Below are 20387 nucleotides of genomic sequence, written 5' to 3' on the forward strand. Positions count from 1 at the left end.
GGGAAGTGCCCCCCTACCCGCCCATCTTCGCCAGCAGCGCGTCCGACACCTCGAAATTGGCGTAGACGTGCTGGACGTCGTCGTGCTCGTTGAGCAGGTCCATCAGCTTGAGCAGCTTCTCGCCCGTCTCGTCGTCGACTGCGACCGTGTTCTGCGGCTTCCAGATCAGCGCGGCCTTGCGCGGCTCGCCGAACTTGGCCTCCAGCGCCTTGGCGACGTCGCGATAGCCTTCGGTCGAGGCGTAGATCTCGTGGCCGCCTTCGCTCGAGATCACGTCGTCGGCGCCGGCCTCGATCGCGGCATCCAGCACCGCATCGTCGGAGGCGATGCTGCGGTCGTATTCGACGATGCCGGTTCGGTCGAACATGAAGGAGACCGAGCCGGTTTCACCGAGATTGCCGCCGGACTTGGTGAAGAAGGAGCGGATGTCGGAAGCCGCGCGGTTGCGATTGTCGGTCAGCGCCTCGACGATGACGGCAACGCCGCCTGGGCCGTAACCCTCGTAGCGGATCTCGTCATAATTCTCGCTGTCGCTGCCGAGCGCCTTCTTGACGGCGCGCTCGATATTGTCCTTCGGCATGTTCTCCTGGCGCGCCGCGGTGATGGCGGCACGCAGGCGCGGGTTCATGTTGGGGTCGGGCGTCCCCAGCTTGGCCGCGACGGTGATTTCCCGTGCCAGCTTGCCGAACAGTTTCGACTTCTGGGCATCCTGCCGCCCCTTGCGGTGCATGATGTTCTTGAATTGGGAATGTCCGGCCATGCGTGATCTTCTCTAGGGACTCGTGCGCCAAGGTGAGCGTGGGAAGCGCGGCCTTATAGGCCGCCACCCCCTTGGAAAGAAAGAGGCTCTACGACTTTAAGGTAACACCGTACGGGCCCGTGCCTAGATGTCAGGCATCGTTAACCCTGATTTCATTCCAGCCTGCGAAAATAGCCTCCGACCGTCCCGCGACAAGAGAGACCTGATGGCATTCGGACTATTTCGGAAGCGTCTGCCGGACATGGCTGCACCCGCGGCTGCCCCGCAGGCTGCGCAGCCGGCGGCCCATTCCGAGCCTGCCGCGGCCGTCGAAAGCGATTCGGCCAAGGAAATCCTGGAACTGCTGGAACTCGAACTGGGCGCCATGATTCGCCAGCTCGAGCGCGCCGCCAATTCGGTGGCCGGCGGCGCCGAGGCGACCGCCACGACACTTGCCGCCATCCGCGACCGCACCGACGCCCTGACCGGCCGGACCAACGCCGCGCAATCGAATGCCTCCACCTTCGCCCATGCCGCCGACAAATTCACCCAGTCGGCGCTGGGCATCGGGGCGCAGGTTCGCGAGGCCGGCAAGCTCGCCGACGAGGCCAGCGCCGCGGCACAGGAAGCCCGCGCCAATGTCGATCGCTTGCGCGAATCCTCGGCCGCCATCGGCAACGTGGTCAATCTGATCGCACAGATCGCGCGGCAGACGACGCTGCTCGCGCTCAACTCGACCATCGAGGCCGCGCGCGCGGGCGCTGCGGGAAGAGGCTTTGCGGTCGTCGCCACCGAGGTCAAGGCACTCGCGGTGCAGACCCAGGGCGCGACGGAGGAAATCACCAAGAAGATCGACGCGCTGCAGCGCGACGCCGCCGGCTCCGCGGATGCGGTGCACCGCATCTCGCAGGCGATTGAGGCCATCCGCCCGGTGTTCGAGACCGTCAACGGCGCGGTCGCCGAACAGAACGCCACCACCAGCGAAGTCTCCGGCAACGCGACCAGCGCGTCGCAGTTCATCATCTCGGTCGGCGAAAGCGCAGCCGAGATCGATGCTGCGACCAAGGCGGCCGAGAGCCACGGCGAGAGCGTCGCCAGCGCAGGCAAGGCCGTGACCGCCTTCGCACAGAAACTGAAATCGCGCTGCGCCGTGCTGCTGCGCCAGAGCGAGCACGATGACCGCCGCAAGACCGAGCGGCTGCCCTGCCATCTCAAGCTAAAAACCGCCCGCGGCGTGCTGCCGGTCTACGAGATAGCGATGGACGGCGTGCTGATCGGCGGCGCGGACGCGGGCCGCCTTGCATCGCAAGCCATGGTCGAAGGCACCCTCGAAGGCGTCGGCGCCTGCCGCCTGCGCGTGGTCGAGCAATCCAAGGCCGGTGCCCGCGCGCAATTCGTTAGTCCCAATGACGAGCTCCGCGAGAAGATCGAGGACAGGCTGTGGTCGATCCACGAGGAGAACACGGAGTTTGTCACCCGCGCCATGGAGGCGGGTAACGCGCTGACCGCGATCTTCGAGCAGGCGGTTGCCCGCGGCGAGGTGAAGATCGACGACCTCTTCGACACCGATTATGCCGAAATCGCCGGAACCAATCCGCAGCAGTACCGCACCAGATATCTGGACTGGGCCGACCGCGCGCTGCCGGCGTTCCAGGAAGCCTTTCTGGCGAAGGACCCGCGCATGGCATTCTGCGCCATGGTCGATCGCAACGGCTTCCTGCCGGTGCACAACAGGATCTATTCGCACCCGCAGCGGCCGGGTGATGCCGCCTGGAACACGGCCAACAGCCGCAACCGGCGGATGTTCAACGATCCGGCGGGGTTGGCTGCCGCGCGCAACCTGCGCTCGTATCTGGTGCAGAGCTATGCACGCGACATGGGCAACGGAAATACGGTGATGATGCGCGAGATCGACGTTCCGATCCGCGTGCAAGGCCGGCACTGGGGCGGATTCAGGACGGCCTACAAGCTCTAGTGCGCGCTCAGGCAAGACGCCAAAGCGCGAATCACCTCCTAAGATCGATATTGGAATGGGAATGCCGCGGAGAGCCGGCGAACGGCTCTGACTGGAGGACTCTCAAGACATGTCCGTCGTACAACTTGCAGTACTGGACACTGGCTCCAACCGAACGCTTGCCGAACGGCTGATCGATCAGCTCGCCGACCGCATCGGCGGACTCGGCGTGGAACTCGCTGACATCGCCGGCAACGTCCAGGAAGTCGCAAGCCGCGTCGCGAACCAGTCGGAACGTTTCCACCACCTCCAGGAAACTGCCGAAACGATGGTGTCGGCCAATCACGACATCGCCAATGCGTCACAGGCGGTGCAAACGACCACGTCAGCGGCGGTCGGCGAGATCGCGCAGTCGCGCGGCGCAGTCGATGCCGCGGTGAGCCACATCTCCGAGCTCGTTGCAGCGGTGGAGCGGATCGAGGCGCGCTTGAGCGCCGTCGGCTCCGCGCTGGCACAAGTGGCAAAAGTGTCCGGCTCGATCGAGGCGATCGCAAAGCAGACCAACCTGCTCGCGCTCAACGCCACCATCGAGGCGGCACGCGCCGGCAATGCCGGCCGCGGCTTCGCGGTGGTCGCAAGCGAGGTCAAGAACCTCGCGGAAGCCACCCGCCAGGCCACGCACCAGATCTCCGACACCGTGCGCGATCTCGACGGCCAGATCGAAGGTCTGATCGGCGAGAGCAGCGATGCCTCGCAGCGCGCGAAGACGGCCGGCGAAGGCGCCCAGCGGATCTCCGGCATCATCTCGCGGGTCCAGCAGGGCTTCGCCTCCGTGGAAGCCGAGATCGGCAGCGTCACGCGCGCGGCAACCTCCAACCTCGGACATTGCGACACCGTCATCAGCGAGCTCAACGAGCTCGCCAAGGGCGTCGACCTCTCCTCACGCGATCTCAAGAACGCCGATCAACGCGTGACCAAACTGCTCGACACGTCCGAAGGGCTGATTGCGCTGATCGCCGACAGCGGCGTCGAGACATCGGATGCGCCGCTGATCCGAATTGTCGTCGAGACCGCAAAGCGGATCTCGGACGAGTTCGAAGCCGCCATCGGCCGCGGCGAGATCACGCTCGACCAGTTCATGGACGAGAACTATCGGGAAATCCCCGGCACCGATCCCAAGCAGTACAACACCAACTATGTCGACTTCACAGACCGCGTGCTGCCCGCGATCCAGGACCCGATCCAGAAATCCGATCCCCGCATCGTGTTCTGCGTCGCCTGGGCCAAGGGCGGCTATCTGCCGACGCACAACCCGAACTACCGCCTGCCGCAGGGCAAGGACCCGGTCTGGAATAACGCCAATTGCCGCAACCGCCGCCTGTTCACCGATCGCGCGGTGCAGAAGGTCGCGGCCAACACCAAGCCGTTCCTGCTGCAGACCTATCGCCGCGACATGGGCGGCGGGCAGTTCGTGCTGATGAAGGACCTGTCCTCGCCGATCATGATCCGCGGCAAGCACTGGGGCGCCTTCCGGATGGGCTTTCGGCAGAGCTGAGGGTCGTCGCGACGCGCTTGCGGCGGGGGCGCATGGTCTCCCTGAATCAGAAACCTCGAAAACAACCCCATGCACAGTAGCCGGGGCGGGCAGAATCAATGGCTTAAGCGCCTGATGAATCCCTCGATCCAGACGCCTCTGAAGCGCTTGCGCCGTCGGGCAAAACAGGCGTATACTGCTATTATTCCGAAATCTCCACCCCTCCTCTTCTCCCCTCGCGAGAGAAGCCGATTTCCATAGCCCCGCCCCGCTTTCCGTAGACGGCGCTGGCGGCGCGCTGTACGGCCTTCCGGGCCTACGCTTGGGCGGCCCGGTAGCTGTGCTTGGCAATGAACGGACTACTTCTTTTGCTCGGTGGTCGTCGTGGCGGCCGGGGTGCCGTCGCGAGCGTCCCGTCGCTCGTCGCGTCCCGTACGCCTCTCTTGGCGCCGCTCTGTGCGTCCCGTGCGGCGTTCCTGGCGGCGCTCTGTTCGCCCGCTGCGCCGCTCCTGGCGGCGTTCTGTGCCTGACTTCGGCGCGTCCGCTGGCGGCGTGGTAGGCGCGGCGGCTGGCGCAGTGGTTTGAGCAACAGCCTCTGAGGCCGCCAAAATTGAGGACGAAACCACAAGCCCAAACACCCCTGCGCATCCAAGGAAGGTTAGTGCGTTGCGACGACAGACCTGTTTCGGCTCCGAACGTTCATTCATGGTCAGGCTCCCGGTTGCTGCCCCTTAGAGCATGTCACCAGCGTCGGTGGCCTAGTTATTGATCTGGATCAACTTGGTTCGGTGCTTCGAGCCACGTTGGGATTTCGGCCGATGGGATCGACACTCTCGCAAAGTGAGGGATGACAGTCCCTGCACTGACGATCAGTCCGTCGTTGAATTTGGTTCGCGCAAAATCCTTGGCTGCTGCTTCGCTTTCAAACGTGTTGGTTAGCCGCGGATGTCGCCGTCTTGACAGTGTGCCATCCAGCGGCACTTCAAAAGTGACGTACCAAGTGTGTTTCATGCCTAAAGCCGCCCCGTCGGTACGGTGGCCTATCCCCGCCAGACAAAGCAAAGCCGCCACCGGGACGAAGCGATGGCGGCTTCTTCCTGGCTTGCGAAACCGGCCTTTACCGCCTGGCTCCGACACGATTGACGCCACCATTCGCATTGCCGCCGGCGTTATGACGGACTGCGGCGCGCGCCACCGGGCGGGGCCTGAGCACGACGCCTGCCCGAGCAACGCAACCCGCTGGGTAGGCAGTGTATTGGCAATACACGACCGCATTGGCTGGGCCTGGATTGAGCGTGAGACCTGCAAGGCCCAACAGGGCGCTGGCAGCAATCCCGGCAACAGTCGCTGACCTGATCGAAAGACGCTTGCTCGGATGCATGGCGGACCTCTCTCTTGGAACTTGCGCAACTGAGGCTCATCGCCTTCTCAGGTGCGGCAGAACATAGCGTAGTCGCCGCAGTGGGCGGGTTCGATTGATCTACATCAAGCTCCTGCGCGGAGAGAGCCGCAATCTCGCGAGCGGGGCTTAAGGAATTCATGGAAGGGTTTCTGTCATGCTCCGCTTCATTCTTGCTTCTCTTGCCGCTTTCGCTTTGCTCACCGCCTGCTTGATCCCCGATGATGCCGAGGCTCGGCGCGGCGGAGGTGCCTATCGGGGTGGCGGCGGTTATCGCGGCGGCGCGGTCGCAGTTCGAGGACCGCGAGGCGGCGGCGCTGTTGCGGTGCGCGGCGCAGGCTACCGGGGCTACGGCTACCGGGGCGGCTATCGCGGCTACGGCTATCGGGGCTACGGTGTGGGAGCGGCAGCGGTAGGCGCGGCTGCCGTTGGCACTGCTGCGTACCGCCGCAGTTGCTACGATGCTTACGGAAACTATATTTGCGCCTATTAACCCGTCGACCGCGACTTCCATCGCCTCGCGCTCAAGTCCGCGCCTGATCGAGCGAATAGGCGTGAACGGCGAAGAGCGGGCTTCGGGCTTTAGCCGGGACCGGCTGATAGACGGTGAACGGCTTCGGGCTTCGCATGGCTTGCTCCTGTTGAAGCTCGGGCGAACCCCGAGCTTCAACTTTCAGCCACCGTTAGCGCGTGCAGTAAAACCAAGATTTCGGCTGGAATTCATTGTCCCCGGAATCGTTGCGGTCCGCTGCCGCTGGGTCCAGACCTGATCGCTCTCCCCGGCCAAGCCGCCGACAGCCGTTTTTCGGCCTATTAAACATTCGGCCGTGCCATTAGGCTCCGGGACCGAGGGGACTAGGATGGCAATGCGGTTTTGCCTGTTCTCACTATCCTGGCGATCCTTTTGCAGGCGGACCTTCGCCGCCCCGCTGGTCGTCGCATTGTTGCTGGCAACACTGGGGCCGGGTCGGGCGGCTGATCCTGAGCCCAAGCGCGTTTTGATGCTGCAATCATTCGGCCTCCGCTTCAAACCGTGGACCGATTTCGCTGAGTTTCTTCGCCCCCAAATGATCAAGCAATCGAAAGTCCCAATCGACTTTCAGGACCACTCGCTGCTAAGCGCCCGTGTGGACGACGACAAGGCGCTCGCACCCTTTATCGGTTACCTCCAAGCATTGTACGGGGCCAAACCTCCCGACCTCATTGTCGCCCTCGGTGCGCCAGCTGCCGAGTTTGTGCAGCGGTATCGCGCTCAGCTTTTCCCCAAGACACCCATGATGTTTACTTCCGTCGAGGCGCGACGGGTCCAATACGACAAGCTGACCGAGTATGACACCGTGGCCGCTGCGGCTCATAATTTTCCTGCCGCCATCGAAACTATTCTGAAGGTGTTGCCCGACACGAAAGTGATCGCCGTCGTGAATGGGGCTTCGCCCAATGAAACATTTTGGCAAGGGGTATTGGAGCGAGAACTCGCACCGTTCAGCGGGCGGGTTGAACTACGATGGTATAACAAGCTGTCATTTGAAGATATCCTGAAAGACGCGGCACATCTTCCACCTCACAGCGCCATCTTCTGGCATCTGATGAGCGTTGATGCGGCGGGTGTTACACATGAGGGCGCTGCCGCATTGCACAGGCTCTCGGCTGCCGCCAATGCTCCCATATTTTCTTATCTTGACGGATTTTTTGATGGCTCGATTGTCGGCGGCTCCATGCATTCGACTGAGAAGGGCATGACTATCGCAGCCGCGGCGGCAATCCGTATTCTAAACGGTGAAAAAGCTGGCGACGTAAAGGTCGCACCCAGCCAATTCGAGCTGCCAAGGTTCGATTGGCGGCAAATGCAGCGGTTCGGGATCAGCGACAGCCACCTGCCGCCCGGCAGCACGGTCTACTTCCGCGAGCCATCGGTGTGGGAACGGTATTTATGGCTGATCGCATCCGTCGTCGCGGTTTTTCTCATACAAGCCGGGCTTATTGCTATCCTGCTACGTGAGCATCGCCGTCGTCAATTCGCCGAAGTACAGTCGCGACAGCGCATGACTGAACTCGCCCACGTTAATCGCTTCGCGACCGCTGGCGAACTGACCGCCTCGATTGCTCACGAGATCAACCAGCCGCTTGGGTCTATTCTGACGAACGCCGAAACCGCAGCCGCGATCCTGCAATCGCAGCGTCCCGATATCGCTGCACTTTCCGATGTCGTTGAACTCAGGGAAATTGTGAACGATATTCTACAGGATGACCGGCGTGCCACCGAGGTCATTCGCAGGATGCGCAGCCTCCTAAAAAAGGCGCCGTTCGAATTGAAGCAACTGGACCTCAATGAGGTTGTGCAAGAGACGGTCAGATTTCTTTTGGCGCTAACCGTCAGCCGAAAATTCGAAATGGTCAACGTGATCACGCCCGATGCGCTACCGATCCTCGGCGACCGCATTCAGCTTCAACAAGTCATTTTGAACCTTGTGCTGAACGGGGTCGAGGCTATGAAGGACACGTCTCACGAAAGCCGCACTATCAGCATCCGGACTGCGCGCGTCGATCAATTCGCCGAGCTATCCGTGTCAGATCGCGGACCCGGCATTCCAGAAGACAAATTGAAACAGGTTTTCGAGCCGTTTTACAGCAGTAAAGCGGAAGGCATGGGCATGGGCTTGTCCATTGCGCGCACCATTATCGAAGCACACAACGGGTTCATATCAGCGAGCAATCGGGAGCATGGCGGTGCCTCGTTCACGATCAGGCTTCCCTTTGTCGCTTGATCCAAAACGGCGCCCGTACGCGGAGACGGACCCCTCACCCGCCTGCGTCTACCAGCGTCGCTGCCCTCTCCCACAAGGGGAGAGGGCACAACAATGAGTCGCTGCAATTGATGGCGTCAGAAGTCCGCGCCGTCGATCGACTTCCATAATCGCACGAGTTTCGTCATCGCATGATTTTGCGCATTCGCACGATCATCTGTGGCCATCAATGACGCTTGTGAGCAAAATGCGTCAGAAAATGACGATTATCATATCAATTAGCCCAAAATTACTGCAGTGATCGCCGCACAATTTCGTGAACGTCATGGCCTGACGCGCTCACTGCGCAAAAATGCATTGCCGGACATGTCGACGCTTCATCGTTTCGCATCGATATGATTATTGTGCGCGCAAATTCGCTGACTAGATCGCCGCAAGCGATCGAGCGAGCAAGGGGATGCATATGGCAACTGTTCTCACCATCAACGGCGAAACGAAATCGTTCGACGCGCCACCTGACATGCCGCTGCTGTGGGTGCTGCGCGACGTCCTTGGGATGACCGGCACCAAGTTCGGCTGCGGCATTGCGCAGTGTGGCGCCTGCACCGTGCACGTCGACGGCAAGGCAGTCCGCTCCTGCGTCTTGCCGGTCAGCGCGGTCGCGAACCGCGCCATCACCACGATCGAGCATGTCGGCAGCACGCCAGCGGGCGCAAAGGTGCAGAAGGCCTGGCTCGATGCCGAAGTGATCCAGTGCGGCTACTGCCAGTCCGGCCAGATCATGTCGGCCGCGGCACTGCTGGCGGCAACGCCCAGCCCTGACGATTCCGACATCGACGCCGCGATGGCCGGCAACATCTGCCGCTGCGGCACCTATGTGCGCATCCGCGAGGCCATCAAGCAAGCCGCCTCCGGCCGTCAGTCGTGAGGTCCGCCATGATCACCGACAAGACTCTTCCTGACGTCTCCCGCCGTGCGGTTCTGACCGGCGGTCTCGCCACCGGCTTCCTGCTCGCCTTCCATCTGCCGCTCCGCGCCGCCGTCAACGAGCCGGAGCAGCCGAAGGACACGACCGACGGCAAATTCGCGCCGAACGCCTTCATCCGGGTCGAAGACACCGGCCGCACCGTGCTCCTGATGCCGCAAGTCGAGATGGGCCAGGGGGTCTATACCTCGATTGCGATGATCCTGGCCGAAGAGCTCGACGCGGATTGGGCAAAGGTTGCGGTGCTGCACGCGCCGCCCAACGACAAGCTCTACGCCAATCCGGCGTTCGGCCTGCAGGCCACGGGTGGTTCGACCTCGATCCGCGCCTGGTGGAATCCGTTGCGCGCCGCCGGCGCCAGCGCGAAGGCGATGCTGGTGCAGGCCGCAGCGGCGCAATGGCAGGTCGAGCCGGCAAGCTGCACGACATCGAAAGGCGAGGTCGTGCATGCCGCAAGCGGCCGCAAGCTCGGCTATGGCGAACTGGCACTGGCCGCACAGGGCCAAACGCCGCCGAAGGACGTCCGGGTGAAGGACCCCAAGGACTTCGTCATCATCGGCCAGCCGCTGAAGCGGCTCGACACGCCGGACAAGGTCAATGGCAAGGTCGTCTACGGCATCGACGCGATCCTGCCCGGCATGAAGATCGCCGCGATCGCCAATTGCCCGGTCTTTGGCGGCAAGGTCGGCAAGGTCGACGACAGCGCGGCGGTCAAAATTGCGGGCGTACGCAAGGTCGTGGTGCTCGAGGATGCGGTCGCGGTGATCGGCGATCACACGTGGGCCGCAAAGAAGGGCCTCGATGCGCTCAAGATCGAGTGGAACGAGGGACCGAACGCGAAGCTCAGCACGAAGGACGTCTGGCAGCATCTGCGCGCCGCCAGCGAGAAGGACGGCGTGGTCGCGAAATCGGTCGGCGACATCGCCAAGGGGCTCGCCAGCGGCGACAGGTTCGAGGCAAGCTTCGAACTGCCGTTCCTTGCGCATGCCTCGATGGAGCCGATCAACGCCACCGTTCACGTCAGGCCGGATGCCTGCGAGATCTGGACCGGCACGCAGATCATGACGCGCGTGCAGTCGGAGGCGGCGAAGGCTGCGGGCCTCCCGGTCGACAAGGTGATTGTCAACCAGCATCTGCTCGGTGGCGGCTTCGGCCGCAAGCTCGAGCCGGATATGGTGGTGGCCGCCGTGAAGATCGCAAAGCAGGTCGACTATCCCGTCAAGGTGATATGGACCCGTGAGGAGGACATCCAGCACGACGTCTACCGTCCGGTCTATCGCGACCAGGTCACGGCGTCGCTGGTCGACGGCAAGGTCGCGGCCTGGAAGTACAAGGTCGCCGGTTCCGCCGTGCTGGCGCGCTGGCTGCCGCCGGCGTTCCAGAAGGGTATCGACATCGACGCGGTCGATGCCGCCGTGGATGCACCCTACGACTTCACCAACTTCCATGTCGAATATGTCCGCGCCGAACCGCCGGCGGTGCCCACCGGTTTCTGGCGCGGCGTCGGTCCGAACAACAACGTGTTCGCGGTCGAATGCGCGATGGACGAACTCGCGCGCAAGGCCGGCAAGGATCCGGTCGAATTCCGCCGCTCGATGCTGACGAAGAATCCGCGCATGCTCGCGGTGCTCAATCTTGCCGCCGAGAAATCCGGCTGGGGCCAACCGCTGCCACCGCGCGTCGGCCGCGGCGTCTGCGTCCAACCGTCGTTTGCAAGCTTCCTCGCCACCGTGGTGGAAGCGGAGATCGACGATATCGGCGAGATCGCGCTCCGCCGCATCGTCTCGGTGGTCGACACCGGTATCGCGGTCAACCCCGACACGGTGAAGGCGCAGATCGAGGGAGGCCTGGTGTTCGGCCTCACCGCCGCGCTCTATGGCGAGATCACCATCGAGAAGGGCCGCGTGCAGCAGTCGAACTTCCACGACTACCGCATGATGCGCATCAATGAGACACCGAAGATCGAGGTCTTCGTCGTCAAGAGCGGCGAAGCGCCCGGCGGCATCGGTGAGGCCGGTGTCAATGCCGGCCCGCCGGCGCTGCGCAACGCCATTTACGCGGCAACCGGCGTCGCGCTGCGGCGCCTGCCGATCGATCGGAAACTGCTGGCTGCGGGGAAAAAGGCATGAGCGGCAAGATGCGTATCTTCACTGGCATCGTCGTGATCGCCATCGTGCTGGCGGGACTCGGCGTCTGGTTCATCCGCGGCCCCCGCCCGCTCGACTTTGCCGGCGGCACCAAGGTGGCGCTGGCGGATTACCGCGCGGGCAAGCCGGCCGGCGTGCCGGCCAAGCTCGAGAAGGCGAGCCTGGTCGAACGCGGCGAATACCTCGCCAAGGCGGCCGACTGCATGGTCTGCCACACCAAGCCCGGCGGGACGGACTATTCCGGCGGGCTCGGCTTCAAGCTGCCGTTCGGCACGCTCTATTCCACCAACATCACGCCGGACAAGGACACCGGCATCGGCAATTACAGCGACCAGGATTTCCTCAACGCGGTCCAGCGCGGCAAGCGCCACGACGGCGCCCGGCTCTATCCGGCGATGCCGTACACGTCCTATACCTACATGACCGACGACGACGTGCTGGCGGTGAAGGCCTATCTGTTCAGCCTGCCTGCGGTGCGCGCGAAGCCGCCGGAGAACACGCTGTCGTTCCCGTTCAACCAGCGCTGGGCGATGATGTTCTGGTCGGCCGTGTTCAATCCGGACACGCGCTTTGCGCCCGATACGTCGAAGAGCCCGCAGTGGAATCGCGGCGCCTATCTCGTGGAGGCGCTGGCGCATTGCGGCGAATGCCACACGCCGCGCAATCTCGGTTTTGCGCTGGACAACCGCAAGAAATTCGCAGGCGCGATCACGGCGGGGTGGCGCGCCTTCAACATCTCCTCGGACAAGGCCACCGGCCTCGGCAGCTGGCGTGACGAGGACCTGGTCTCCTATCTGTCGCTCGGCCATGCGCCGGGCCACGGCTCGGCCTCGGGTCCGATGGGTGAAGCGGTCGACCACAGCTTTAGCCAGTTCGCGCCTGAGGACATAAGCAGCGTCGTCGCCTATTTGCGCAGCGTGCCGCCGCAGACCTCGCCCGACCTGCCCGCAATCACCGCGCCCGTCGCACCCGCCTCGCACAAGGACGGCGTCACGGCGGATGCGCGCGGCAAAATGGTGTTCGCCAGCGCCTGCGCCAGTTGCCATGGCTGGAGCGGCGAAAGCCCGGTCTCGCCGATGGCGACGCTGACCGGCACCTGGGCCGTCAACGACCCCGCCGCCACCAACGTCGCGCAAATCGTGCTGTCAGGCACCAAGCGCGACACGCCGGACGGCGCGCTGTCGATGCCGGCGTTCGGCAACGCCTATAGCGACGACGAGATCGCGGCGGTGGCGAACTACGTGACAGCGCGGTTCGGCGCGAAGGGCTCGAAGCTGACGGCGAAGGATGTTGCGGAGTTGCGGGAGCAGACGGCGGAGTAATTCTCGCGCCGACTGACGCTGCACCCTCTCCCCTTGCAGGAGAGGGTGGCTTCGCGAAGCGAAGCCGGGTAAGGGGTTGTCTCCACGCGTCCAACTCGCATTTGAATTCGCGGAAGCGACCCCTCATCCGGCGCTTCGCGCCACCTTCTCCCACAAGGGGAGAAGGTGCAGCGGGATCTGCCGCTGCAATTCAGCTCAGCCAGAATTTCGGCGTCGTCGGCTCCAGCCTGCCGCCGGCGCGCACCGGCCCAATACGGAGCGCAAGCCCCGTCGCGTCATCCGTCTCGACCGCAACGCCGCTGAGCGTCGCAGCGCCCGCTGCCGGCTCGAAGCGGCCTGAGGGGATCCCGGAGGTGAACCTGCGCAACGGCTCCTCCTTCTGCATGCCGATGATGGAATCGTAGTCGCCGGTCATGCCGGCATCGGTCATGTAGGCGGTGCCGCCCGACAGGATCTGGTGGTCGGCGGTCGGCACATGGGTGTGGGTGCCGACGACGAGGCTGGCGCGGCCGTCGCAGAAGAAGCCGATGCCCTGCTTCTCGCTGGTCGCCTCGCAATGGAAGTCGACGACGATGGCGTCCGCGGCAATGCCCAGCGGGCAGGCGCCGAGCTCGCGCTCGAGGGCCGCGAAGGGATCGTCGAACGGGGTCATGAAGACGCGGCCCAAAGCGTTGACGACGAGCGCGTGCTTGCCGTTCTTGGTCTCGACCAACGCGGCGCCACGGCCGGGCGTCCCGCGCGGATAGTTCGCCGGCCGCACCAGGCGCTCCGCGCGCTCGATGAACACCAGGGCTTCGCGCTGATCCCAGGAGTGATTGCCGAGCGTCACCGCGTCGGCGCCGGCGTCGAGAAACTCCTGATAGATCGCTTCCGTGATGCCGAAGCCGCCGGCGGAATTCTCGCCGTTGACGACGACGAAATCGAGCGACCAGTCCTTGACCATGCCAGGCAGATATTCGGCGATGGCATTGCGCCCGGCACGGCCGACGACATCACCCACGAAGAGAATGCGCAACTTCAGAACTCCGGAAATCGAATACGTCCGATTCCGTTAGCACATAATCCAGCGCCACGTCGTGGGCTAGTGCCGGAACCGCCTTGATCTCCTGCGCTGCAAAAGCGAGCCCGATGCCGACGATGGTCTTGGTTTTTCGCAGATGCGCGAAGGTGTGGTCGTAGTGCCCCGCGCCATAGCCGATGCGATGGCCGAGACGATCGAAGGCAGCGAGCGGCGTCAGCATGATGTCGGGAATGACTTCAGCGGCCCCAGGCGACGGCTCGGGAATGCCGAGCGGGCCGAGCATCAGGCGATCGTTCGGATGGAAGATGCGGAAGATCAGCGCCTGGCCCCGCGCAGTGACGCAAGGCAGCGCAAGCCTGGCGCCCTGCTCGGCGAGCTTCTTCAGCAGCGGCATCGGATCGATCTCGCTGCGGATCGGCGAATAGCCCGATACGATGCTGCCAGGCAGAAGCTGGAACGGCAGCCCGCGCTTGGCGAGCTTGGCGGCGGCGGCGATGCGTTTCTTTTCGCTCAGCGCATCGCGCGCCGCGAGGGCTTTGGCACGGAGTTCGGCTTTGGTGTTGGTCATGCGCGCTTGCTCCGAAGGCTGAGCCTTGCTCCGCCGTCATCACCCGCCTTGTGCGCCCTTGCGCACTGGGGCGGGTGATCCAGTATTCCAGAGACGCCAATGCAAAAACCTCGACAGCGCGGCGTACTGGATGCCCCGCCTGCGCGGGGCATGACACCGAAATCAAACCGCGAGCGTGTCGGGGACGCAATTTCGACAGGCACGAACCAGAAGGAAGAAAAACAAAAGTGCGAAGCCGCGAACGCCGTTGAAGCACTCGATCCCGGAGTTCCCTACGAAAGTAGGTGGGCACCATATGTCCGAGCCCACGGGCCCGGCCAGGGACAGTTCCCTAAAGGATCGATAAGGCCCCGGGGATAATGGCTCCTGACGCGCGTCGCAGCCCCGCTTGGGCAATGTAACAACGATGCTGACAAATCGCCAGCCCGGTGAAGGGTCAGCCGATGGCGATCCCGTTGCCGACGGTGCGGTTCAGGACCTGGGTCGACTTCTCGATGCGCTCGGCGGCAGAGTTCAGTGCGTTCACGACCGCGGTCTGGGTCAACCGGGCGCGCTCGACGGCGGCGTTGCGGAAATCCCGCAGTTCGGTCAGCTCCTGCTCCATGGTCCGGATGCGGTTGCCGGCATCGACCAGTTCGTCGCAGACGGTCAGCGCCGCCATCACGGTGAGCCTGGCATCACCGATCTCGCCGAACTTTCCGCGCAGCGACTGAATCCGCGTCTCCAGGCTTTCAGCCAGCTTGAGCAGCCGCACCTCCTGGCCTTCCTCGCAGGCCATGCGGTATTGCCGGCCGTTGATGGTGACGTTGATGTGGCTCATCCGTCCTCTCCGGTATCGAGCACCGAACGTATCGTGACGATCGCGGAATCCAGCCGATCGGAGATCTCGCGGCTGGAGCGCTCGAGCTTGCGTGCCTTCACCAGCGCGCCGTCGAGCTCGTCGGCAAGCCGCGAGCGGTCCGCGCCGAGCGCCTGAATCCGCGCCGCGAGCTCGTTCTCGTCGCGATCGGCATCGCGCCGCCGCTCCACCGCGCTTTCGAGCGAGTCGAGCGCCGCCATGAGCCTGCGGGTCGCGATCTCGATCTCGACGGCCGAGGACTCGGTCATGGCAGAGCTGTTGGATACGCGATCGTTCATGCAGTCAGCGGCGGAACCTGTGGCCTTGCCCTTGGAGTTTTCCTTTGGGCTTTTCCTGGGGCTTGCCGTCCGGCAAAAGACTCGGTTCGGCAAGCGGTTAGAAGCAGAAATTTACGTGGCAAGCTAGGGAATCGCAACGCCGCCGCGAAACCTATGCACTGCTAAGCAACTTTTGCGGCCAAACCGGCGTTTGATTGCCTTGGCCTGTCGGAACCGAGATGCTATCCCAGCCGCGACCCCAGCGGCCGAAAGGCTCCTTCCGGCGCGGCCAAATCCAGCCACAAGCGCCTCATTTCAGACGGATTTTCAGACATGACGCAGGTCGATCACAACCGTATGGCCAATGCGATCCGCGGCCTTGCCATGGACGGCGTCGAGAAGGCGAAATCGGGTCATCCGGGCCTGCCGATGGGCGCCGCGGACATGGCGACCGTACTGTTCACCCAATTCCTGAAATTCGACGTCGCCGCGCTGGACTGGCCGGACCGCGACCGCTTCGTGCTTTCGGCCGGGCACGGCTCGATGCTGATCTATTCGCTGCTGTATCTGATCGGCAGCCCCGAGATGACGATCGACCAGCTCAAGAACTTTCGCCAGTTGGGATCGCTGACACCCGGACATCCCGAGCACGGCCACACCAAGGGCATCGAGACCACCACCGGTCCGCTCGGCCAGGGCATTTCCACCGCCGTCGGCATGGCGCTCGCCGAGAAGATGCTCGCCGCCGAGTTCGGCAAGAAGATTGTCGATCACCATACCTATGTGATCGCTTCCGACGGCGATTTGATGGAAGGCGTGTCGCAGGAAGCGATCGCGTTGGCCGGGCACTGGAAGCTCAACAAGCTGATCGTGCTCTATGACGACAACGGCATTTCGATCGACGGTCCGACCTCGCTTTCCGACTCCGTCGACCAGGTGAAGCGGTTCAAGTCGGCGGGCTGGGCCGCCGAAAAGATCGACGGCCACGACCAGGCCGCAATCGCCGCCGCGATCACGCGCGCGCAGAAATCAAACAAGCCGACGCTGATCGCCTGCCGCACCACCATCGGCTTCGGCGCCCCGCATAAGGCCGGCACCAACAAGGTGCACGGCGAAGCGCTCGGCGCCGACGAGCTCAAGGCCGCCAAGGAAAATCTCGGCATTTCGCTGGAGCCGTTCTCGGTGCCCGACGACGTGCTCAAGGCCTGGCGCGCGGCCGGCAGCCGCGGCGCGGCGGCACGACAGGAATGGGAAGCAAGGCTCGGTGAACTCGGCAGCCGCAAGCGCGCCGAGTTCGAGCGTCGCCTGCGCCACGAGCGCCCGGCCGCGCTCGCGAAGGCGGTGCGCGCCTACAAGAAGGAGCTGCTGGAAAAGCCGATGAATGCGGCGACCCGCAAATCCTCCGAAGCCGTGATCGAAGTGATTGCCGGCGCGATGCCGATGGAATTTCTGGCGGGCTCGGCCGACCTCACCGGCTCCAACAACAACAAGGCGAAGTCCGCAACCGCGTTCTCGGCCAAGACGCCGAAGGGCCGCTTCATCCATTACGGCATCCGCGAGCACGGCATGTGCGCGGCGATGAACGGCATCTTCCTGCACGGTGGTTTTGCGCCGAACGGCGCGACCTTCCTGGTGTTCACCGATTATGCGCGGCCCGCGATGCGGCTCGCCGCATTGATGGGGACCGGGGTCGTTTATGTCATGACCCACGATTCCATCGGCCTCGGCGAAGACGGCCCGACCCACCAGCCGGTCGAGCATCTCTCAGCACTTCGCGCCATTCCCAACATGCGCGTGTTCCGTCCGTGCGATTCCATCGAGGTTGCCGAGTGCTGGGAGCTCGCGCTCAACCGCATCGACGGCCCGACAGTCTTGGCGCTGACCCGTCAGAACCTGCCGCAACTGCGCACCACCGCACCGAACGAGAGCCCCTGCCGGTTCGGTGCCTACGAGCTGGTGGCCGCCCAGGGCGAAGCCAAGGCGACGCTGTTCGCCTCGGGCTCCGAAGTGGAGATGGCCGTGGCCGCCCAGAAGCAGCTCGCCGAGCGCGGCATTCCGACCCGGGTGGTTTCGGTTCCCTCGCTCGAGCTCCTGCTAGCGCAACCAAAGGAGCGCCGCGACGAGATCATCGGCAATGCCCCCATCAAGGTCGCAATCGAGGCCGCCGTGCGCTGGGGCTGGGACGCCGTGATCGGCCAGGATGGCGAGTTTATCGGCATGCACTCCTTCGGCGCCAGCGCCCCTCTCAGCAAGGTATTCCAGCACTTTGGCATTACCGCCGAGGCCGCGGTTAACGCCGTTCTGAAACGCGTTTCCTGAGAGTTGAGATTGCCGAAAAAAAGGACTACCTAACGTCCCATATGATCAAGCCCCGCCCGGCCGAACCGGGCGTCCGCCCTAAAAAAACCCTCGCAGGCGCGCTAGCGCGTTGTGCGGGATGACAACGGTCATTGAAGGAGACGAAACATGGTAGTCCGCGTCGGAATCAACGGTTTTGGCCGTATCGGCCGCAACATCCTGCGGGCCATCGCCGAGTCCGGCCGCAAGGACATCGAGGTCGTCGGCATCAACGACCTCGGCCCGGTCGAGACCAACGCCCATCTGCTTCGCTTCGACAGCGTCCATGGCCGCTTCCCCGGCACCGTGACCGTCGATGGCGACACGATCAGCCTCGGCGGCAACAAGATCAAGGTGACCGCCGAGCGCGATCCCTCGAAGCTGCCCTGGAAAGATCTCGGCATCGACATCGCGATGGAATGCACCGGCATCTTCACCTCGAAGGACAAGGCCTCCGCGCATCTGACTGCCGGCGCCAAGCGCGTTCTCGTTTCTGCGCCCGCCGACGGCGCCGACGCCACCATCGTCTACGGCGTCAACCACGACACGCTGACCCGGGAACATCTGGTCGTCTCCAACGGCTCCTGCACCACCAACTGTCTTGCGCCGATCGCTAAGGTGCTGAACGACCTCGTCGGCATCGAGACCGGCTTCATGACCACGATCCACGCCTATACCGGCGACCAGCCGACTCTCGACACCATGCACAAGGATCTCTATCGCGGCCGCGCGGCTGCGATGTCGATGATCCCGACCTCGACCGGCGCCGCCAAGGCGATCGGCCTCGTGCTGCCGGAACTGAAGGGCAAGCTCGATGGCGTCGCGATCCGCGTGCCGACCCCGAACGTCTCGGTCGTCGATCTCAAGATCGTCGCCAAGCGCGCCACCGATCCGAAGGAAATCAACGAGGCGATGAAGCGTGCCTCCGAGCAGCAGCTCAAGGGCATCCTCGGCTACACCACCGCGCCGAACGTCTCGATCGACTTCAACCACGACCCGCACTCCTCGACGTTCCACATGGACCAGACCAAGGTGCAGAACGGCACGCTGGTGCGCGTGATGTCCTGGTACGATAATGAGTGGGGCTTCTCGAATCGCATGGCGGACACCGCCGTCGCGATGTCGAAGGTGATCTAACTCCACTCTCGTGGCCCGGACGCGATGCAGCGTGAAACGCTGCTTCGCAGATCCGGGACCCATCTAACCGCGGGACTCGCCGCAATTTGGGTCCCGGTTCTGCACGGCGGCACTACGCGCCGCAGTGCGCCCGGGACAAGGGCCTCCGATGACGAACAAATTCCGTACCCTCGACGACGTCGATGTGAAGGGCAAGCGCGTGCTGCTGCGTGTTGACCTCAACGTGCCCATGGAGAACGGCCGCGTCAGCGACGCGACCCGGCTCGAGCGCGTCGCGCCGACCATCACCGAAATCTCCGACAAGGGGGGCAAGGTCATCCTGCTCGCGCATTTCGGCCGACCGAAAGGGCGCGATGCCAAGGACTCGCTCAAGCCCGTGGCCGAGGCGCTGTCGAAGGTCGTGAAGAAGACCGTCGCCTTCGCCGACGACTGCATCGGCGAGCCCGCGGTCAAGGCCGTTGCCGGCTTGAAGGACGGTGACATCCTCTGTCTCGAAAACACCCGCTTCCACAAAGAGGAAGAGAAGAACGATCCGGCCTTTGTCGCGGAGCTCGCAAAACTCGGCGACATCTGGGTCAATGACGCGTTCTCGGCCGCGCACCGCGCCCACGCCTCGACCGAAGGCCTCGGCCACAAGCTGCCCGCCTATGCCGGCCGCACCATGCAGGCCGAATTGGTCGCGCTGGAGAAGGCGCTGGGCTCACCGACCAAGCCTGTCATCGCTATCATCGGCGGCGCCAAGGTCTCGACCAAGATCGACCTGCTCGAAAACCTCGTGACTAAGGTCGACGCGCTCGTGATCGGCGGCGGCATGGCCAACACCTTCCTGCACGCCCAAGGCGTCGGCATCGGCAAGTCGCTGGCCGAGAAGGATCTCGCCGCGACCGCGTTGCGCATCATGGAAAAGGCCGAAGCCGCCAACTGCGCCATCATCCTGCCGGTCGACGCTACCGTCGCCTATCATTTCGCGGCCAACGCGCCGTCGCACGCCTATGGCCTCGACGCGATCCCGGCCGACGGCATGATCCTCGACGTCGGTCCGCAGTCGATCGCACGTGTCCATGCCGCCATCGACGATGCGGCGACGCTGGTCTGGAACGGACCGCTTGGTGCGTTCGAGATGCAGCCGTTCGACCGCGGCACGATGTCCGCCGCCAAGCATGCCGCCGAGCGCACCAAGGCCAAGAAGCTGGTCTCGATTGCGGGCGGCGGCGACACCGTGGCAGCCCTCAACCAGGCCCATGTGGCCGGTCAGTTCACCTATGTCTCGACCGCCGGTGGCGCATTTCTTGAATGGATGGAAGGCAAGCCCCTGCCCGGCGTCGAAGTTCTGCGCACCAAGTAATCGGTCGGCAAGTCGTCAGCCGCCTTCAAGCAGTGGCCT

The 20387-nt window shown here is 63.8% G+C and carries 18 protein-coding genes and 1 other RNA gene; 11 read left to right on the top strand and 8 right to left on the bottom strand.

Annotation, left to right across the window (positions count from 1 at the left end; all coding sequences use genetic code 11):
• Positions 1-13 precede the first annotated feature (13 nt).
• Positions 14-760, bottom strand: coding sequence for a YebC/PmpR family DNA-binding transcriptional regulator (locus tag AC0L3B_RS11850; protein WP_085361596.1), 747 nt, complete (start codon positions 758-760; stop codon positions 14-16).
• A 205-nt stretch (positions 761-965) separates the two neighbouring features.
• Between AC0L3B_RS11850 and AC0L3B_RS11855 the strand changes: the two genes are divergently transcribed.
• Together AC0L3B_RS11855 and AC0L3B_RS11860 are read left to right on the top strand one after the other, a co-directional pair.
• The gene (locus AC0L3B_RS11855; RefSeq protein ID WP_368508785.1) at positions 966-2714 is read left to right on the top strand and encodes a methyl-accepting chemotaxis protein; all 1749 of its coding nucleotides are present in this window, start codon (positions 966-968) and stop codon (positions 2712-2714) included.
• 109 nt (positions 2715-2823) lie between these two features.
• Positions 2824-4248 carry a methyl-accepting chemotaxis protein gene (locus tag AC0L3B_RS11860; RefSeq protein ID WP_377828336.1) on the top strand — a complete coding sequence of 475 codons (1425 nt, stop codon included), beginning with the start codon at positions 2824-2826 and terminating at the stop codon, positions 4246-4248.
• Positions 4249-4989: 741 nt separating this feature from the next.
• Here AC0L3B_RS11860 and AC0L3B_RS11865 read toward each other — a convergent pair.
• Both AC0L3B_RS11865 and AC0L3B_RS11870 read right to left on the bottom strand, forming a co-directional pair.
• Positions 4990-5379: a hypothetical protein gene (locus AC0L3B_RS11865; RefSeq protein ID WP_473380495.1), complete on the bottom strand. Its 390-nt coding sequence runs from the start codon at positions 5377-5379 to the stop codon at positions 4990-4992.
• The gene (locus AC0L3B_RS11870) at positions 5345-5608 is read right to left on the bottom strand and encodes a hypothetical protein (protein WP_368508787.1); all 264 of its coding nucleotides are present in this window, start codon (positions 5606-5608) and stop codon (positions 5345-5347) included. Before AC0L3B_RS11870 ends, AC0L3B_RS11865 begins: the two co-directional genes overlap by 35 nt.
• Before the next feature lie 175 nt (positions 5609-5783).
• Between AC0L3B_RS11870 and AC0L3B_RS11875 the strand changes: the two genes are divergently transcribed.
• The 5 genes from AC0L3B_RS11875 to AC0L3B_RS11895 all read left to right on the top strand — a co-directional run bounded on the left by AC0L3B_RS11875 (position 5784) and on the right by AC0L3B_RS11895 (position 12824).
• Positions 5784-6119, top strand: a complete 336-nt coding sequence (locus AC0L3B_RS11875) for a hypothetical protein (RefSeq protein WP_377828337.1) — start codon at positions 5784-5786, stop codon at positions 6117-6119.
• 367 nt (positions 6120-6486) lie between these two features.
• Positions 6487-8391 (top strand): sensor histidine kinase, encoded by a 1905-nt coding sequence (locus AC0L3B_RS11880; protein ID WP_085351773.1) that lies wholly within the window; start codon positions 6487-6489, stop codon positions 8389-8391.
• A gap of 442 nt (positions 8392-8833) precedes the next feature.
• Positions 8834-9298 (top strand): (2Fe-2S)-binding protein, encoded by a 465-nt coding sequence (locus AC0L3B_RS11885; protein ID WP_018454596.1) that lies wholly within the window; start codon positions 8834-8836, stop codon positions 9296-9298.
• 8 nt (positions 9299-9306) lie between these two features.
• Positions 9307-11484: a xanthine dehydrogenase family protein molybdopterin-binding subunit gene (locus tag AC0L3B_RS11890; protein ID WP_473380414.1), complete on the top strand. Its 2178-nt coding sequence runs from the start codon at positions 9307-9309 to the stop codon at positions 11482-11484.
• Complete coding sequence (locus AC0L3B_RS11895; RefSeq protein WP_377828339.1) at positions 11481-12824, top strand: c-type cytochrome; 1344 nt, start codon at positions 11481-11483, stop codon at positions 12822-12824. The genes AC0L3B_RS11890 and AC0L3B_RS11895 overlap by 4 nt, the downstream gene beginning before the upstream one ends.
• Positions 12825-13014: 190 nt before the next feature.
• Here the strand turns inward: AC0L3B_RS11895 and AC0L3B_RS11900 are convergent, their stop codons facing one another.
• The 5 genes from AC0L3B_RS11900 to AC0L3B_RS11920 all read right to left on the bottom strand — a co-directional run bounded on the left by AC0L3B_RS11900 (position 13015) and on the right by AC0L3B_RS11920 (position 15550).
• A complete protein-coding gene (locus tag AC0L3B_RS11900) occupies positions 13015-13839 on the bottom strand; it encodes a TIGR00282 family metallophosphoesterase (RefSeq protein ID WP_018454599.1) in 825 nt (274 codons plus the stop codon).
• On the bottom strand, positions 13817-14413 hold the full coding sequence (locus AC0L3B_RS11905) for a 5-formyltetrahydrofolate cyclo-ligase (RefSeq protein WP_018454600.1): 597 nt from the start codon (positions 14411-14413) through the stop codon (positions 13817-13819). Before AC0L3B_RS11905 ends, AC0L3B_RS11900 begins: the two co-directional genes overlap by 23 nt.
• A 228-nt stretch (positions 14414-14641) precedes the next feature.
• A non-coding RNA gene (ssrS, locus tag AC0L3B_RS11910) (6S RNA) lies at positions 14642-14801 on the bottom strand.
• A gap of 48 nt (positions 14802-14849) precedes the next feature.
• Complete coding sequence (locus AC0L3B_RS11915; protein WP_007599950.1) at positions 14850-15233, bottom strand: cell division protein ZapA; 384 nt, start codon at positions 15231-15233, stop codon at positions 14850-14852.
• Positions 15230-15550, bottom strand: coding sequence for a DUF4164 domain-containing protein (locus AC0L3B_RS11920; protein WP_026232773.1), 321 nt, complete (start codon positions 15548-15550; stop codon positions 15230-15232). Before AC0L3B_RS11920 ends, AC0L3B_RS11915 begins: the two co-directional genes overlap by 4 nt.
• Here AC0L3B_RS11920 and AC0L3B_RS11925 point away from each other — a divergent pair.
• The 4 genes from AC0L3B_RS11925 (at position 15519) to AC0L3B_RS11940 (ending at position 20348) form a co-directional block, all read left to right on the top strand.
• Complete coding sequence (locus AC0L3B_RS11925) at positions 15519-15677, top strand: hypothetical protein (RefSeq protein ID WP_018454601.1); 159 nt, start codon at positions 15519-15521, stop codon at positions 15675-15677. The genes AC0L3B_RS11920 and AC0L3B_RS11925 overlap by 32 nt on opposite strands.
• Positions 15678-15862: 185 nt before the next feature.
• Entirely contained in the window at positions 15863-17848 is a 1986-nt protein-coding gene (gene tkt, locus AC0L3B_RS11930) for a transketolase (protein WP_473380415.1), read from the top strand.
• Between the two features lie 147 nt (positions 17849-17995).
• Positions 17996-19003: a type I glyceraldehyde-3-phosphate dehydrogenase gene (gap, locus tag AC0L3B_RS11935; RefSeq protein WP_085361601.1), complete on the top strand. Its 1008-nt coding sequence runs from the start codon at positions 17996-17998 to the stop codon at positions 19001-19003.
• Positions 19004-19151: 148 nt separating this feature from the next.
• Positions 19152-20348, top strand: a complete 1197-nt coding sequence (locus AC0L3B_RS11940) for a phosphoglycerate kinase (protein WP_085361602.1) — start codon at positions 19152-19154, stop codon at positions 20346-20348.
• Positions 20349-20387 lie beyond the last annotated feature (39 nt).

Source organism: Bradyrhizobium sp. Kon56 (assembly GCF_055807635.1).

What these genes read in the sequence shown, in the direction of transcription:
- AC0L3B_RS11850 (WP_085361596.1), bottom strand. Translation starts at nt 760, where the DNA reads ATGGCCGGACATTCCCAATTCAAGAACATCATGCACCGCAAGGGGCGG.
- AC0L3B_RS11855 (WP_368508785.1), top strand. Translation starts at nt 966, where the DNA reads ATGGCATTCGGACTATTTCGGAAGCGTCTGCCGGACATGGCTGCACCC.
- AC0L3B_RS11860 (WP_377828336.1), top strand. Translation starts at nt 2,824, where the DNA reads ATGTCCGTCGTACAACTTGCAGTACTGGACACTGGCTCCAACCGAACG.
- AC0L3B_RS11865 (WP_473380495.1), bottom strand. Translation starts at nt 5,379, where the DNA reads ATGGTGGCGTCAATCGTGTCGGAGCCAGGCGGTAAAGGCCGGTTTCGC.
- AC0L3B_RS11870 (WP_368508787.1), bottom strand. Translation starts at nt 5,608, where the DNA reads ATGCATCCGAGCAAGCGTCTTTCGATCAGGTCAGCGACTGTTGCCGGG.
- AC0L3B_RS11875 (WP_377828337.1), top strand. Translation starts at nt 5,784, where the DNA reads ATGCTCCGCTTCATTCTTGCTTCTCTTGCCGCTTTCGCTTTGCTCACC.
- AC0L3B_RS11880 (WP_085351773.1), top strand. Translation starts at nt 6,487, where the DNA reads ATGGCAATGCGGTTTTGCCTGTTCTCACTATCCTGGCGATCCTTTTGC.
- AC0L3B_RS11885 (WP_018454596.1), top strand. Translation starts at nt 8,834, where the DNA reads ATGGCAACTGTTCTCACCATCAACGGCGAAACGAAATCGTTCGACGCG.
- AC0L3B_RS11890 (WP_473380414.1), top strand. Translation starts at nt 9,307, where the DNA reads ATGATCACCGACAAGACTCTTCCTGACGTCTCCCGCCGTGCGGTTCTG.
- AC0L3B_RS11895 (WP_377828339.1), top strand. Translation starts at nt 11,481, where the DNA reads ATGAGCGGCAAGATGCGTATCTTCACTGGCATCGTCGTGATCGCCATC.
- AC0L3B_RS11905 (WP_018454600.1), bottom strand. Translation starts at nt 14,413, where the DNA reads ATGACCAACACCAAAGCCGAACTCCGTGCCAAAGCCCTCGCGGCGCGC.
- AC0L3B_RS11915 (WP_007599950.1), bottom strand. Translation starts at nt 15,233, where the DNA reads ATGAGCCACATCAACGTCACCATCAACGGCCGGCAATACCGCATGGCC.
- AC0L3B_RS11925 (WP_018454601.1), top strand. Translation starts at nt 15,519, where the DNA reads ATGGCAGAGCTGTTGGATACGCGATCGTTCATGCAGTCAGCGGCGGAA.
- AC0L3B_RS11920 (WP_026232773.1), bottom strand. Translation starts at nt 15,550, where the DNA reads ATGAACGATCGCGTATCCAACAGCTCTGCCATGACCGAGTCCTCGGCC.
- tkt (WP_473380415.1), top strand. Translation starts at nt 15,863, where the DNA reads ATGACGCAGGTCGATCACAACCGTATGGCCAATGCGATCCGCGGCCTT.
- gap (WP_085361601.1), top strand. Translation starts at nt 17,996, where the DNA reads ATGGTAGTCCGCGTCGGAATCAACGGTTTTGGCCGTATCGGCCGCAAC.
- AC0L3B_RS11940 (WP_085361602.1), top strand. Translation starts at nt 19,152, where the DNA reads ATGACGAACAAATTCCGTACCCTCGACGACGTCGATGTGAAGGGCAAG.